Here is a 14,553-nt window from a genome sequence, read left to right on the forward strand (position 1 = left end):
ATTCCCGACCACGACCCCCCCTTCGTACCCGGCGGCATGGGTAAACTGAAGGCCGCCGTTGACATCCCCGGCGGCAAAAATGTGCTTTTGACTGGTCCTCAGGCGACTGTCCACAAAAATGCCTCCGGGCTCGTAATCGACACCAATGCCGTCGAGGTCCAGACCGCCGGTATTGGCTGCCCTTCCCATGGCCACAAGAATCTCTTCCGACTTCAGGGCCATTGGTTTTCCGGAGGCGCTTCGGATGCCCACCTCTTTTTGGTCCCCTTTTTTTGAGATCTTCTCGATAAACGCCCCCAGGTGGAACACCACCCCCTCCTGGGCCAGCACCCCCATGGCCGCATCGGCCATGTCCCTGTCTTCCTTTCCCAGTATCTGATCCGCGCGTTCCACGACGGTAACCAGGCTTCCCAACCGCTGAAAAGCCTGGGCCATTTCGATGCCGATGGGCCCGCCGCCGAGAATGGTCAGGGATGCGGGCAGCGTTTCCAGGGAAAAGAGTTCGCGGTTGGTCAGAAAGCCGGTTGCGTGCAGGCCGGGTATGGGCGGCACCGAGGGAGAAGAACCCGTGGCGATGACCCAGTTTTTGGCGGATATGACCTTTCCATCGAGTTCAACGCTGTATTCATCCTTGAAAACCGCCTGGCCGAATGCGATCTTTGCACCCATTTTGCAGAAGCGTTCTTCGGAGTCGTGCCGCTGGATGATGCCGACAACCTCCCGGATACGGGCGGCAATCCTGCTAAAGTCAACCGGCGGGATCTCGATTTCGGGCAGGCCGAACCGGCGGCCGCATTTCATTAAATGGTACACATGGGCGGAATGGATCAGGGTCTTGCTCGGAACGCAGCCGTAGTGCAGGCAATCGCCGCCCAGAGCGCCCTCCTTTTCAATCAGCAGCACCTTGGCGCCAAGCTGGGCGGCCCCTGAAGCAACGGTCAACCCCGCCGCCCCCCCACCGATGATGCCGATGTCGTAATCATGGGCCATCAGTCTTCACCGGGCCACGTGTCGACGGTCCGTTCCCCCGCGTGGTAGCAGAAACGGTTCCACTCGAACTCCCGCAAACTGACCGGGCACTTCAACCGAACCGTTCTTTCCGTGACGCCGATCACTTCCCAGTCGCCTTTGCGCGGCCCTTTTTCAATATGGATCTTCTGGCCCGGCTCAAAATCGAAAGGGCTGAAAACCGTAACCCGGTGTTTGCCTGCTTCTCTGCCCATTATGGATGCCTCCCGCTTTCTCATTTTGCTGTATATCTCTCGCCCACAGATATTACTACCCCGATGAAGACTTCGCATCGTAGAGCGCCAGATTTTTCTCCAACAGGGGGCCGCCCAACAGATCCTGCATGGCCATGCGATAGTGCTCAACCCGCACGCCAGGAATCAGTCCGCGTCGCCCGATCTCGGACAACACGACGATATTCTGCATGCGCGGATCTTCCAGGGCATCGTCTAACACCCGAAAACAGCGGATGTTTCTCCGTCGGCACAGCGCCTCCACACTGACCGCATCCGCCTGCGGCTCCCGTCCCAATCGCACGCCAAGGGGCTGCCAGACCGTGTCGTAGTACACCAAATCCGCTCCGTCCCTCGCGGCGGTGCCAAGCCCCCGCAGCGCCTCGTTCCTTTCCAGCGCCACCACCAGGTCCGCTTCGCCCGTGGGTACAATGGGCGCGTGCACGCCATCCCCCAGCCTGAGATGGGATACAACGGTGCCCCCGCGCTGGGCAAGGCCGTGCGTGTCAACCGCCTTGACCCTGTGGCCGGCATAATCGGCCGCTCTGATCAATATCTCGCTCAACATGCCGATACCCTGGCCGCCGACACCGATCATAAAGGTATTGAATACTTCCATGTCGCCCCCGTTTCTTGATGTTCCCAGACGATCTTACCGTCGCATCGTCATAAGTCTGTTCCGATTGAAACCCGTTAAAAAGGCTATTCGGAATGTTTTTCTAACAGCCACTCTAATTTTCTTTATGCGGGCTGATAGCCGATGTCGGGCAGGTCTGGATGCAGGACCCGTCTCCAATACACAGATCGGTGTTGATTTCCACACTGCCGTCGCTGTTTCTAGTAAAGGTCGGGCACCCAAAATCCGCCACGCACGTGTAATGACGGTCGCAGATCGACTGATCGATGGCCACCCTCCTGACCTTGTAACCTTCCTTGCGGCGCTGCTCCCGCGTGAATTTCAACATGCAGGGATGCCTGGCGATCACCACACTGAAGCACTCGTCGTCGACAGCGGTCTTGACGAGCTCTGTCAACTTCGCCTGCTGGTAGGTATCCACTTCGTAAATCTTTTTGACGCCCAAACCTTCCAGCACCGACCTGACAGGCACTTTATCGGTTGCCGTGTTGAAATTGCGTCCGGTGGCCGGGTGGTCCTGATGCCCGGTCATGGCCGTGGTCCCGTTCTCCATCAGGATCAATGTGATGTTGTGCCGGTTGAACACCGCATTGATGATCCCGGGCAACGCGGCGTGGAAAAAGGTCGAGTCACCCATGAAGGCCACCACCTTCCTGGTATCGTTGAAAAGCGACAGTCCCGACCCCATCCCCGTCGATGCCCCCATGCACATCAAAAGCTCGCCCATCTCATAAGGAGGCAGGTAACCGAGGGTGTGGCATCCAATGTCGGCCACGGTGATGTCCCTGTCGGAAAGCGCCTGTTTGATTGCGAAAAACGCACTGCGGTGACCGCAGCCCGGGCACAACTGTGCGGGGCGCTCCGGCGCCTCTTCGCCCTGTGGGTTGTGTGGCAAATCAGACGGCAGCATGTCCGGCCACATATCGGCGATCAGGTGGTACACCTTGTCGGCCGTGTACTCGCCGATCCAGTCTTCCACCCCCTGCTTCCCTACGATTCTGCTGGTCAGCCCGGCCTCGTAGGCTATTTTCTTTACCTCTCCCTCCAGAATATTATCCAGTTCTTCGAGAACCTTCACTTCCTTGTGCGCGGCGACGAATTCCCGGATCAGCTTCTGCGGCACCGGGTGGACAACACCCAGTTTCAAGACATCCGGTTTTACAGCCGCACGTTCAAGCACATCCATGAGCGACAGGTAAGGAAGCCCCATGGTAATGACGCCCTGCTCATGGTTGCCGTGCTCCAGGATGCGGTTGATCCCCGTATGTTCAGCGTACCCCGCAACCGTGTTGAGGCGCTCGAGAGCCATCCGCTTCTTGGCGAACACCTCCTTCGTCAGGGGAATGTACGGCCCGTTGCGCACATCGAATTGCGGGGTGTCGTCAAACGGCATGGCCGACAATCCTTCAAAAGCCACCTTTTCCTTGGCGTGGCAGACATGTGTGGTCAGTCGCAACACGATCGGCATGTGGTGCTGCTTCGACAGGGATACCGCTTCCTTGTAGAATTGATAGACTTCCGTGGGATTGGCCGGTTCCAGAACGGGTGTATAGCTCAAGCGGGCCACATGGCGGTTGTCCTGTTCGTTTTGAGACGAGTTCGCCCCGGGGTCATCCCCCAGGACCACAACCATGCCCCCGATGATGTTCATGAGGCTCAGCTGGACGAATGTGTCCGCCGCAACATTCAGCCCTACGCTTTTAAAAAATACCGTGGACAGGTGGCCATTGACGGCAGCGCCGTAGGCCACCTCCGTGGCAACCTTTTCATTGGTGGAAAATTCGAAATAAAAGGGACACTCATTCGCGGGTATCGAACGGATGGCCGTGGCAATCTCCGGTGTCGGGGAGCCCGGATAGGACGACACCACCCTGGTTCCGGACTCGATCATGGCCCGCACCAGAGCCGTGTTGCCGATAACGATCTCTTCGAACGGTTCTTTTCTGAGTAGCATGTCACCCATTTTTTTCATGAAATTCATCCTTGTGATGACGATAACGTTACGGTTCCATGTTTTTCGGCGGTATGTTTGGACAAACACGATTACCGCCGGTTTGGATGCGGCTGGGGCCGATGGTGAACGACCGCTTGTAGAAAATGCAAATTGCGGCGGGAACTGCAAATACAGAATCAAACCCCCCCGTAAAAGTCAAGGGGGGATTTTGTTTCAAGCTGTTTTCACCTTGATCCTTCGCGGTGTCGCTTTTTCGACCTTGGGAAGTGTCAGCCTGAGGACACCGTTATTGAGCTTTGCGTCTATTTTCGCCTGATCGATCATCTCTGACAGCGTGAACTGGCGATAGAACTTCCCCGATTCGTACTCGGTGATTATATCGACCTCTCCCGGCGTTCTGTAAGCCGCCGTTTCGCCGGCAATGGTCAGCACATCGTCACGAAGATCGATATTCAGATCCTCCGGCCGCACGCCGGGAATGTCAGCCAGCAGTGTAATTTCCCTGTCGGTCTCGAAAATATCCACTTCCGGCGTGAACACGGCGCCGGCCCTGGTCTGCTCCATCGTCCGGCTGGGCCGTGCCTTATCCCTGACCGTCAATTCCTGTCCGTCCGCACCAGTCATGATTCCCCCTGTATAATGATTTTTTTAGGCTTTTCGGCTTCCGCCTTGGGTACGACCACAGTTAGAATGCCGTTGACCAGGCTGGCGTCCACCGTCTCCGGATCGATATCTCCAGGCATCTGCACGATTCGTGAAAAACGTCCGGCCTCCCGCTCCTTTCTGTGGTATTTGACCCCACCTTCCTCCACGGCTATGTGGCGCTCGCCCGAAATGGAAAGGCTGTTTGCCGTCGCTTCGATATCCAACCCATCGGATGTGACGCCGGGAAGCTCGGCATAAAGGTAATAGTTCTCCTTGTCCTCGGCCAGATTGATCGACGGGAAGACGCCGGCAGAAGATGCCTTGAACGCACCTTTCGAAAATCCGTCAATCAGACGGTCCATATTATTCCGCAGGCGCTCCAACTCCGCGAATGGAGACCTGATCCGCCATGCGGGAACACCAAACAGTCTTCTGTAAACCATAGTTCACCCCCCATAGCTTTTAAGCGTGGATGTGCAACGTTTGAATGCAACCACTAAACTTATGATAAATTTCATATCCATGCTGTCAAGGCGATAATATTAAAAAAGGGTTGCATTATTTTTTAGAATATTTAATTTAAGGTAATGAAAATGACAGCGGGCCGCTTGCGCCGACCGGAGGAGCGCAAAACCGTGCCCGCCCTGGAGGCTACACACTATGGATGAAAACAAGGATTGGCAAAGCCATCTGTCGCTGCCGCGTGCACGAACGTCGGATTTGAGAGGCCGGCAGTCCGTGAGGGCGACCTTTAAACTCACCGAGGCCTGTATCGGTGCCATCAGCATCGTTGCCGCCCACCTCGGAATCAAGCAAAAGTCGCTGTTCGATCACCTGGTGGAAGACATCAATGCCCTCAATTCCATCGCCGGCGAATTGAAAAACGTCTCCCTCAGAAACTATTCGCGGGTTCAAAAGACTTACGTGATCAGCCGTAAATCCTTGAGTTATCTGGATGAAGTATCCAAAACCTACAACGCACCCCGGGATGCCCTGGTTGAATATTCCGTTCAACGGCTGCTACCCGTAATCATCAACGAGCAGAAAAAGCATGCCACCCGGAAAAAGATCATGGCCGACATCGCCCTTCACTTCGAAACCGGTCAACACCTGCTGAAAAAGATGGAAAAGGCGCTAGGGTTAGAAGATCCACTCTTCGATAAAATGAGCACATTGATGGCCCAATACGACCAAGCCTACGACAGTATGCGGGCTTTCATTGAAAGGGGAAAGATCATCGAAGAATTTCAGCCCGAAATGTTGCGCAAATTTCTAAAGGGCACCAATAACCGCTAGGTGCCGCCGATACCCGTCTTCCCCTTTTTGGGTTACGTGAAAAGGCAAAGTTTGCATTCTTTGGCGTACCTGAGAAATTCCTCGGCCGTCCAAACCACCACCCCGTCGATCAATTTCGATTCGTCGATCTCCATCATGTCGACGGTCATCTTACAGGCGATCAGTTCGACCCCTTCGATCTGGGCAACTTCTTGAAGATCCTCAAGCGAAGGGATGTTGGCCTTTTCGATCTTTTTTTTCATCATGCCCGTGGCCACCTTCGTCATCCCGGGAATGGCCCCCATGACTCCCGGCGGAAAAAATTTGGCCCTGTCAAAACCGCCTCGCAACACCAGGTTCAGCCCCATGAATGAATAAAAAATTTTGCTGTTCATACCTTGCCTGGCCGCGTTGATGGCCAGGACCAGGGAAGGGTATGCACCGTCAATGGTATCCTTGACACAGATAAACGCTGCTTTTTCTTTTTCTTCAGTCATTTTTTTGCTCCTTTTCATTGAACATGCGTCGTGTTTTTTCTACAGCCCGTCATGGGACAACGTTGTCGCGGGCAGCTTTCACCTAAGTTGAGCGTTACGAATTTTAAAAATGATCAAAATAAAAAAGCGATATCAGCCGAGCCGGCCGTCAGTGTCGCTTCGATGCCTACCGGTTCGAGCGCTGGGAGGAAGCCCACTGTTCCGGTATCCCAAAAATCATTCCGGCATTTCTTCGCACGATCAAACAACACACCTATGGAAGCTGGAAATGAAGCGTGTACTTTTTTACAAAATCGACCGGATTGTAAGACATTTTGGCTTTGCGCAGCCCTTCGTTGTCCAGATCCTGTTCCCTGTTCACGCGTTGAAAACCTGTCTGCATCCTTTCTGCAAACATCTGGTTGATCGCCTGGTAAATGCCCTTGTACCCCGGACTTCCCTTTTCAAAATGGATCAGCAGGGTTGCCGCGGCCAGCTTTTCCCCGATGGTATACGCCACCATGCCGCCGTCCACCATGAGGGCACCGCCTGCCAGGTTTTCGAAGGAGCCCCAGTTTTGTAGAACCCTTGCAATGGCCGCATTCTCGGCGTCCAGCGCCTCCTCTGCCTCGCAGTCGCGCCATGTACACCAATTCTCCTGCATATCCAGGGCCATCCCGGCCAGCTTTTCATCGAGGTCCCGGTATTGATACCCGTAATTTTTCTTGAACTGGTTGAGAAGGTTTTTCTTTTTATGAAACCGATTGCCTTTGAGGGCCACGAGATCCTGCAATGAGTACAGATAATCCCAATGACCCCGCGATTCGTCCGCTTGCACGGCGTCCGCCATTTCCTGCTTCAGCCTGTTCACGAAAAATTCAGGGGCGCGCACCATGGAAATACCCGCCGGCAAGACCTCTGCGACCATCCGGTAAAGCCGGTCCGATTTCCAGTCGCCGACCGGCGCCCAGTATTGCAGGGTCGGCCGGGTCTGCCGGATCCAGACCAGATCCCGGTCAAAAGACCATTCCAAACCGAAATGGGCCGCCCAGCCCCACAGGTTCACGTAGCTGTAATCGGACGCTATGACCGGGGTTGCACGCAACAATTGGAGGTATTCACCCTGGCGTTCAAGGCTGACCGGCTCGAATGCTAGCGCCATCCTACCAGACCTCCGGGTAACCGATGTCGACAAAGGCGTCCTCCATTTTCCGCTTGTGCCCTCTCTCCATAGCCGCAAGATCCAGGAAAACCTCTTTCTTGTCGGGATCCGGGCACTCTTCTGCCAGCTCCGTGTACTGAAGCATGGCCGCCTCTTCTTTTTTCATGGCCAGGGCAATCGCATCGGCCGGTTTCATATCGATGGAAAGCTCGGGTTCGTCAACGGTTTCCGCGACTTTGTAATCGGCCTTTTCGTCAAAATACTGGTCGATCCGATTGCTGACGTAAATTCCCTTCAAAATCTCACGATGCCGCCGCTCCTCTTCTGCAAATAGTGTAAACATCTGTTTCAGGTGAGGGGGACGCAGTTTGGCGGCTGCGTTGGTATAGAATTTTTCGGCTTCCACCTCATTTGCCATTGCAAATTTGATCACATCTTTGTATTCACTTAAATTCATAGGCCTCTCCTTACAATTGCGTTTGTTCGGTGGTATGGATGGTCGGGATCCCGTTTTCATAGGTGAAACGAAAACATCCCCGGACCCCGCCCCCCACCTTATTATGTTGAGATGTCATGCGGCCCCATTTTAGAATGCAATCTTTATGCCAGAAAAAAACATGCCCATTAGAAACCGGTCCGAACATGACCATGGCAAATGCGTGCCCATTTTAAATGTATCGGTTCACAATGAAAGGAGGTTCCCATGCGCTGGAAACAATTTTTTACACCGGTAAAATCGATCGACACCCAAAAGGCCCGGCAATTAATCGAGCAGTCCCCCGATGAAGAAATGACCATTCTTGACGTTCGGCAGCCCAATGAATACGAAGCCGGGCATCTTCCGGGGGCCAAACTCATCCCCCTGCCTGACCTGGGTGACCGGCTGTCCGAAATCGATTCGAACAAACCGACCCTGATCTACTGAGCCTCGGGCGGCCGCAGCCGGGTGGCTGCGCAAATGATGGCCGGAAAGGGTTTCGACACCCTGTACAACATGTCGGGAGGCATCAAGGCCTGGACCAGCAACACCGCCTTTGGCCCCGAAGATATGGGTCTCGAACTCTTTTCCGGCACCGAATCCGTAGCAGAAGTGATTGTGGTGGCCTATTCTCTTGAAGACGGATTGCGGGATTTCTATCTCACCATGGACGATAAAACCGGCAATCCCGATGTCAAGGCGTTGTTCCAGAAATTGGCCGCTATCGAAGTTAAACACAAAGAACGCTTGTTCAAAGCTTATCTCGAAGCCACCGGCGAGACACAATCCGTCCAGGAATTTGAAAGCGGCATCGTAGCCTCGACCGTCGAAGGCGGCCTTACCACGAAAGAATACGTGGATCGTTTTCAGCCTGATTTCGAATCGGAGATCGACATCATCTCCCTGGCCATGTCCATCGAAGCCCAGGCTCTGGACCTATACGAGCGTGCCGCCGACAACACTGGAGATGAAAACAGCAAGGCCGTTCTAAAACAAATCGCCGGCGAGGAACTCGCCCACCTGTCCAGGCTTGGCGAACTGATGGACGAGGTCGTCAGATAGCCGGCGAACATACCATCCCTGCGCCAAAACCAATCGTTACCTGAATTGAGGAGGCGATAGTAAAGGAGTCATACATGGAAAAACATCTTGTGCTGGTCGGCGGCGGCCACGCCCACATGGTTATGCTCTCCAATCTGCACACGTTCATCGATAAGGGGCATACCGTCACGGTTATCGGCCCGTCGGACCATCACTATTATTCCGGCATGGGTCCCGGCATGCTCGGACGAACATACTCCCCGGCGGAGATTCGCTTCGCCACCCGCCAGGTGGTTGAAAAAAAAGGCGGAACCTTTATCCTGGGAAAGGCCGTCAGCGTAGATCCCGAAAAGAAGGCCGTTACCCTCGAATCCGGCGAATGCATACCCTACGATGTCGTATCGTTCAATGCCGGCAGCTATGTCCCCCGCCTCAATCTTGCCGGTACCGTCAGAAACGTGTATGCGGTCAAGCCCATCGAACGCCTGATGCAGGCCCAGGAGAAAATCCTGGAACTTGTCGCCAACCGCAAAATCACCATCGGAATCCTGGGCGGCGGCCCCTCCGCCGCCGAGATTGCCGGCAACCTGTGGCAGTTGACCCTGAATGCCGGTAAAAACAAACCCGCTATCAAAATCTTCGCCGGTAAAAGCTTCATGGCACGGTTCCCGGAAAAAGTGAGAAGCAAGGTGGCCGCATCACTCACCCGGAGGGGCATTGAGATCCTCACCAACGGATATGCTCAGGCCGTCGAAAATCGGCGCATCATTCTGGAAACCGGCGAGGAATTCAGCCTTGATGTCATTTTCCTGGCCATGGGCGTCACGCCCAACGCCATCTTCAGGCATTCGAACCTCGCTACCGGGCCGGACGGCGGCCTGCTGGTAAATGAATTCCTGCAAAGCACCGAACATGCCGATATTTTCGGCGGAGGGGACTGCATCTATTTTCAAAAGCACCCGTTGGACAAAGTCGGGGTGTATGCCGTGAGGCAAAATCCTGTGCTTTACCATAACGTCATGGCCAGGCTCGAAGGTCAGGAGCTGCAGCCTTTCAACCCGGGCGGGGGCTACCTGCTGATTTTTAACCTGGGTGGCGGAAAAGGACTTTTACGCAAAAAGTGGATCACCGTCGGCGGCCGGATGGCATTCATCATCAAAGATTATATCGACCGCAAGTTTATGCGTAAATTTCAGGCGCTGGAAGACTGATTCGCACCGAATGCCTGTGCCAATGGCCGCTGATACGCTTATGGTATCGCCTTCTGAATGTCACCGACAGCCACCAGGTACAGCAACGCACTATCTTTGTTCAGTGCCAGCAGTCTTGCGGCTTCGTCGTCGTAAATCGCGCCGATGCCGCAGACGCCGCAGCCAAGGGCCGTGGCCGCCAAATAGATCCGCTGACCGGCCCTGCCGGCGTTCATCATGGCGTAACGGTACCCCCTGGCCCCGTAATGCCTGTCCAGACAGGACAGGTTTGCCATGAACACAACGTGCAGGGCCCCGTTCTTCAACCATGCCTGATCGAGACAGGTCCGTGCAATTTCCAATCCCAGTGCGCCACCGGAGTCCGAGCTGCTATCGGTCGGCCCATAGGCTCGCCTGACGGCATCCAACAAGTAGATGCCGGGATCGAAGCCCTCGACATTGACGGCCGCAAAGCCTGAAGCGACACACCCGCCATAGACGTCACCATCGTCGGCATCCGGGTGGTTGGATGGGCAGAGGCTTTTCAGCAGGGCCATCGCATGGGACGTGTTCAACGGCCGCGGCACAAAGTTGCGCCGCGATCTACGACGGGCAACGCTTTTTACGTAGCTGTGCGCCTCACGAAACAGGCCTGGATCCCTGAGCGGAAACCATGACCGGGGGGATGTGCCGACCGTCTGGTGGGGAATGGTGCCGTCATCAGCAATCGAGGGTGTTGCCTTGCCGGCCCGATACGCCGCAAGGATAGCATCGTAGCCCTTCTCGACAGCTGCAACCCTGCTGGTCCCGGCCATGTCCTGTAACAGGGTGTGGCGATCTTCGGGTGTGGACGGTTGATCACCGCCGACCGGTGGTTCAGCCGCTCGATGGGCAATCCCATACAGGTTTATGATCGCCAGGCAAACCTCCCGCTTAGCGTCGATCCCCAGGCAACGGGTCATGGCGTCATCATCGAAATCATAGTGCACCGAAGCGCGGAAACCCGTAGCGACGATGGCCAGCACCAGGTTTTCAATCAAATGTCCGGCATCCAGCAGCACATATCGAAAGGCCCGTGCCCTGTATTTCCAGGCGCTCCTGAAAAATATGGCCGTCACCGGCATCGACACCACCGGCAAAGGGCCGCCATGGTTTGTCAGCGCCGCGTCTATCCCTGCAAGCATGGAAACGTCACTGATCTTTTCCAGGGAGGCATCGGGCACCTGAAAGTTGTAAAGCCCGGGATCGAGCCCGTCAACCGATCCGGAAGCGACGTAGATTTCGTTCGGGTAAAGCGCTCCGGCCGAAGGGGAACTTCGAAAAAGCATGGTCTGGCTGCCGTAATGCCTTTTAGCCGTAACGCCGTTGGCCAGCGATAGAATGGTCGCCAGGTCTTCAATATTCATGGCACGATGAGCGGCGGTGGTGTTGCCATCGAACAGATCCACCAGCGATGCCGCAGGCGCTGCCGCCGACGGGTGCAACTCCACGCTGTGAAGCAGATGATAGGCTTTGTGCTGCAAAGGGACATTTTCCCAATCCAGACGGTGGGGTGTCATGCGGTGACGGCTGTAGCGCGTGTGGTTGTGGTAGGTTGCAGCGTTCATACAATTTCCTGCAACGCATTTTTCAATTCCGGGTAGCGGAAGGAGAAGCCGGCCCGCTCGAGCCTGGCGGGAACGGCGCGCTGGCTGTTCAGCATGGCGGCGCCCATCTCCCCGGCCAGAAGCTTCAGCACAAACGCCGGCATTTTCACAAAAGACGGCCTTCCAAGCACACGGCCCAGGGTAGCGGCAAAGGTTTTATACCGCACCACCTGGGGGGCACAAAAATTGAACGGGCCTTCGGCGTCCGCCGTCTCCATCAAAAAGATGGTGGCCGATGCCAGGTCGTCCAGATGTATCCAGGGGAACCAATGTCTGCCGCTGCCCAAGGGGCCGCCGACAAGCAGTTTGAAGGCCGGCAGCATCTTCCCGAGAGCGCCGCCGCCTTTGCCCAGGACCACACCAAAACGCATCAACATCACGCGGGCACCCTTTTCACGGGCTTGCAGGGCTTCTTTTTCCCACTCCCTACAAATGCCGGCCAGGAAATCATCGCCGGGCATTTCCGACTCCTCCAGCGGGTCGTCCCCCCGGTCGCCGTAATAGCCGGCGGCCGAAGCACTCAGCAGGGTCACGTTTTTGCCCGGTTCCAGTGCTTCCACGAGGTTTCTGGTGGTCAGAATCCGGCTGTCGTGCATCCGGGTTTTGTAATCGGCGGTCCAGTAATTGAATATGCTGCGCCCGGCCAGGTTGACTACCACGTCCACGTTTTTCAGGACCCGTTGCCAGTCACCGCTTTTGGTGGTGTCGGCCCGGATACATTCAAAATTTTCACGTCCCGCAAAAGGATGCTCGCCGGATGTGCCCGTGGCCGTTACCTGCCAGCCTTTATCCAGGTAGGTTCTGCAGAGATGAGTCCCAACGAATCCGGTCCCGCCGGTGATGAGTATATGCATGGAGCACCCCCTTTCTTGTTCCGCACACCGGTCACGCCATCGATGCCAGCTGCCGCTCTATATCCTGCTGCTGCACCGCCCCCGGAATGGTGGTGACCAGCTGACCATACTTGAAAAATAAAAGCGTCGGTATGCTCAAGATGTTGAAGCGCGAAGAGGTCATCGGATTCTGGTCCACATTTATCTTGACGACCTTGGCGCGTCCGGCATAGGCCCTGGCCACCCGGTCGAGAATGGGTCCCATCATCTTGCAGGGTCCGCACCAGGGCGCCCAGCAGTCAACGACGACCGGTCCGGGATAAGACAACACTTCCCGTTGAAAGCTGGCATCGGTCACCATGACCGGGCTGCTGTGATAGGTTCTCGCCGGCAGTGGCGACCGGCACTTACCGCACACCGGGCTGTCGTTTATCCGCTGTTTGGGAACGCGATTTTTGGTGTTGCACTTGCCGCACTGTATGATGAAGCTTTCCTGGTTCATGCCCGCGTGGATCTCCTTTTACGCATGTTACCGATTCTTAGAAAAATTCAAGTTTTGATCGGGATGACGCAAAAAACAGTTTACCCACGCTCATCCGCAACCCGTTTTATCAACCCGTCAAACTGCTCCGAGGTCATGATCCCCTCCGCGACAATCACTTCCCGGACGGATTTTCCGCCGCTGTAAGCCTTTTTGGAAAGCGCCGCCGCTCTGTCATAGCCCAGAAGCGGCACCAGGTAAGTGACCATGGCCAGACTTCTTTCCATATAGGCCGCGCATCTTTCCTCATCAGCTTCGATGCCGTTGACACATTTTTCAGCCAGTATGCGGGCACTTTGTCCCAGCAGATCGATGGATTGAAGCAGGTTGTAGGCGATCAGCGGCTGCATGGTATTCAGTTCGAACTGCCCTTTCTGCCCGGCAAAAGTAATGGTCGTGTCGTTGCCGACAACCTGGGCGGCAACCTGGATAACCACCTCCGAAATGACCGGGTTCACTTTTCCCGGCATGATGGAGGAGCCCGGCTGAAGCGCCGGCAGCCGTATTTCCCCCAAACCGCAGCGGGGGCCGGAGGCCAGCCAGCGCAGATCGTCGGCAATTTTTGTCATGCTGACGGCCACGGTCTTCAAGGTCCCGCTCAATTCCACAGCTGCATCCCGGGCGCCCTGGGCCTCGAAACGGCTGTCGGCTTCCATAAACTGCATCTTCTCGCGGTCGTTGATTTTACCGATGACCGCGGCGGCAAAATCAGGGTGCGCGTTCAACCCGGTCCCAACGGCCGTTCCCCCCAGGGGAACTTCTCTGAGGTCTGCGGAGGCCCGGCCAACCCGCCGGATGGCAAGGGCCGTCTGACGGGCATACGCACTGAATTCATCGCCGAGCGACATGGGCACCGCATCCTGGAGGTGGGTTCGTCCGATTTTGACGATGTGACCGAAGGCCGCCGCTTTCTGCATCAACGCCTTTTCAAGGATTTCCAGCTGCGGCAAAAGCGCCCGTTCGACGCCGCCAAGAGCGGCAACGTGCAGCGCCGTCGGGATAACGTCGTTGCTGGACTGTCCGAGATTGACGTGATCATTGGGATGGACCGGGGACCGTCCGCCGATCTTTCCCGTCAGGCGTTCGTTGGCCCGCGAGGCCAGCACCTCGTTCATGTTCATGTTGGTGGACGTGCCGGAGCCGGTCTGAAAAAGGTCAACCACGAACTCCCCGGCCATGCGCCCTGCCATCACTTCACGGGCGGCATCCCCGATAGCCCCGGCGATCTCCCCGTCCAGCAGTCCCAGTTCCGCATTCACCTCGGCGGCAACCATCTTGATCATTGCCAGGGAAGCAATAAAGGCCGCAGGCAGTTGCAGGCCGCTGTGGATGCTGTTCTGCCTGGCCCTTTCCGACTGGGCGCCATAGTAGGCACCGGCCTGAACGGCGACCGTCCCCAACGAATCCTGTTCTTCTCTATAATCCATCCTTGGC

Annotated in this window: 16 protein-coding genes; 3 read left to right on the plus strand and 13 right to left on the minus strand. The window is 56.0% G+C overall.

Features of this window, described 5'->3' with window-relative positions; translation table 11 throughout:
* From LJE94_09040 to LJE94_09065, 6 genes are all read right to left on the minus strand, one after another.
* A partial coding sequence (locus tag LJE94_09040) for an FAD-dependent oxidoreductase (protein MCG6910254.1) occupies positions 1–993 on the minus strand: 993 nt, incomplete at its 3' end.
* Positions 990–1,223 (minus strand): hypothetical protein, encoded by a 234-nt coding sequence (locus LJE94_09045; protein ID MCG6910255.1) that lies wholly within the window; start codon positions 1,221–1,223, stop codon positions 990–992. The genes LJE94_09040 and LJE94_09045, both read right to left, overlap by 4 nt.
* 55 nt (positions 1,224–1,278) lie before the next feature.
* Entirely contained in the window at positions 1,279–1,860 is a 582-nt protein-coding gene (locus LJE94_09050) for a 2-oxoacid:acceptor oxidoreductase family protein (GenBank protein ID MCG6910256.1), read from the minus strand.
* Positions 1,861–1,972: 112 nt separating this feature from the next.
* Entirely contained in the window at positions 1,973–3,850 is a 1,878-nt protein-coding gene (locus LJE94_09055; GenBank protein ID MCG6910257.1) for a thiamine pyrophosphate-dependent enzyme, read from the minus strand.
* A 195-nt stretch (positions 3,851–4,045) separates the two neighbouring features.
* The gene (locus LJE94_09060) at positions 4,046–4,456 is read right to left on the minus strand and encodes an Hsp20/alpha crystallin family protein (GenBank protein MCG6910258.1); all 411 of its coding nucleotides are present in this window, start codon (positions 4,454–4,456) and stop codon (positions 4,046–4,048) included.
* A complete protein-coding gene (locus LJE94_09065; GenBank protein MCG6910259.1) occupies positions 4,453–4,920 on the minus strand; it encodes an Hsp20/alpha crystallin family protein in 468 nt (155 codons plus the stop codon). The genes LJE94_09060 and LJE94_09065 overlap by 4 nt, the downstream gene beginning before the upstream one ends.
* 217 nt (positions 4,921–5,137) lie before the next feature.
* Here LJE94_09065 and LJE94_09070 point away from each other — a divergent pair, with 217 nt between their 5' ends.
* On the plus strand, positions 5,138–5,773 hold the full coding sequence (locus LJE94_09070; GenBank protein ID MCG6910260.1) for a hypothetical protein: 636 nt from the start codon (positions 5,138–5,140) through the stop codon (positions 5,771–5,773).
* Between the two features lie 32 nt (positions 5,774–5,805).
* Here the strand turns inward: LJE94_09070 and LJE94_09075 are convergent, their stop codons facing one another.
* From LJE94_09075 to LJE94_09085, 3 genes are all read right to left on the minus strand, one after another.
* On the minus strand, positions 5,806–6,249 hold the full coding sequence (locus LJE94_09075) for a DsrE/DsrF/DrsH-like family protein (protein ID MCG6910261.1): 444 nt from the start codon (positions 6,247–6,249) through the stop codon (positions 5,806–5,808).
* A 253-nt stretch (positions 6,250–6,502) separates the two neighbouring features.
* Positions 6,503–7,390, minus strand: a complete 888-nt coding sequence (locus LJE94_09080) for a phosphatidylglycerol lysyltransferase domain-containing protein (protein ID MCG6910262.1) — start codon at positions 7,388–7,390, stop codon at positions 6,503–6,505.
* Between the two features lies 1 nt (position 7,391).
* Complete coding sequence (locus LJE94_09085) at positions 7,392–7,847, minus strand: ferritin family protein (GenBank protein ID MCG6910263.1); 456 nt, start codon at positions 7,845–7,847, stop codon at positions 7,392–7,394.
* Between the two features lie 246 nt (positions 7,848–8,093).
* Here LJE94_09085 and LJE94_09090 point away from each other — a divergent pair, with 246 nt between their 5' ends.
* Both LJE94_09090 and LJE94_09095 read left to right on the plus strand, forming a co-directional pair.
* Positions 8,094–8,930 (plus strand): sulfurtransferase, encoded by an 837-nt coding sequence (locus LJE94_09090; GenBank protein MCG6910264.1) that lies wholly within the window; start codon positions 8,094–8,096, stop codon positions 8,928–8,930.
* Between the two features lie 74 nt (positions 8,931–9,004).
* Positions 9,005–10,120 (plus strand): FAD-dependent oxidoreductase, encoded by a 1,116-nt coding sequence (locus LJE94_09095; protein MCG6910265.1) that lies wholly within the window; start codon positions 9,005–9,007, stop codon positions 10,118–10,120.
* 38 nt (positions 10,121–10,158) lie between these two features.
* Here the strand turns inward: LJE94_09095 and LJE94_09100 are convergent, their stop codons facing one another.
* The 4 genes from LJE94_09100 to LJE94_09115 form a co-directional block, all read right to left on the minus strand.
* The gene (locus LJE94_09100; GenBank protein MCG6910266.1) at positions 10,159–11,706 is read right to left on the minus strand and encodes a SagB/ThcOx family dehydrogenase; all 1,548 of its coding nucleotides are present in this window, start codon (positions 11,704–11,706) and stop codon (positions 10,159–10,161) included.
* On the minus strand, positions 11,703–12,599 hold the full coding sequence (locus tag LJE94_09105) for a TIGR01777 family oxidoreductase (GenBank protein ID MCG6910267.1): 897 nt from the start codon (positions 12,597–12,599) through the stop codon (positions 11,703–11,705). Before LJE94_09105 ends, LJE94_09100 begins: the two co-directional genes overlap by 4 nt.
* Before the next feature lie 31 nt (positions 12,600–12,630).
* Positions 12,631–13,080, minus strand: a complete 450-nt coding sequence (gene trxA, locus LJE94_09110) for a thioredoxin (protein MCG6910268.1) — start codon at positions 13,078–13,080, stop codon at positions 12,631–12,633.
* A gap of 80 nt (positions 13,081–13,160) precedes the next feature.
* Positions 13,161–14,546, minus strand: a complete 1,386-nt coding sequence (locus LJE94_09115; protein MCG6910269.1) for a class II fumarate hydratase — start codon at positions 14,544–14,546, stop codon at positions 13,161–13,163.
* Between the last annotated feature and the right edge of the window lie 7 nt (positions 14,547–14,553).

It is taken from the genome of Deltaproteobacteria bacterium, assembly GCA_022340465.1.
GTDB lineage: Bacteria > Desulfobacterota > Desulfobacteria > Desulfobacterales > B30-G6 > JAJDNW01.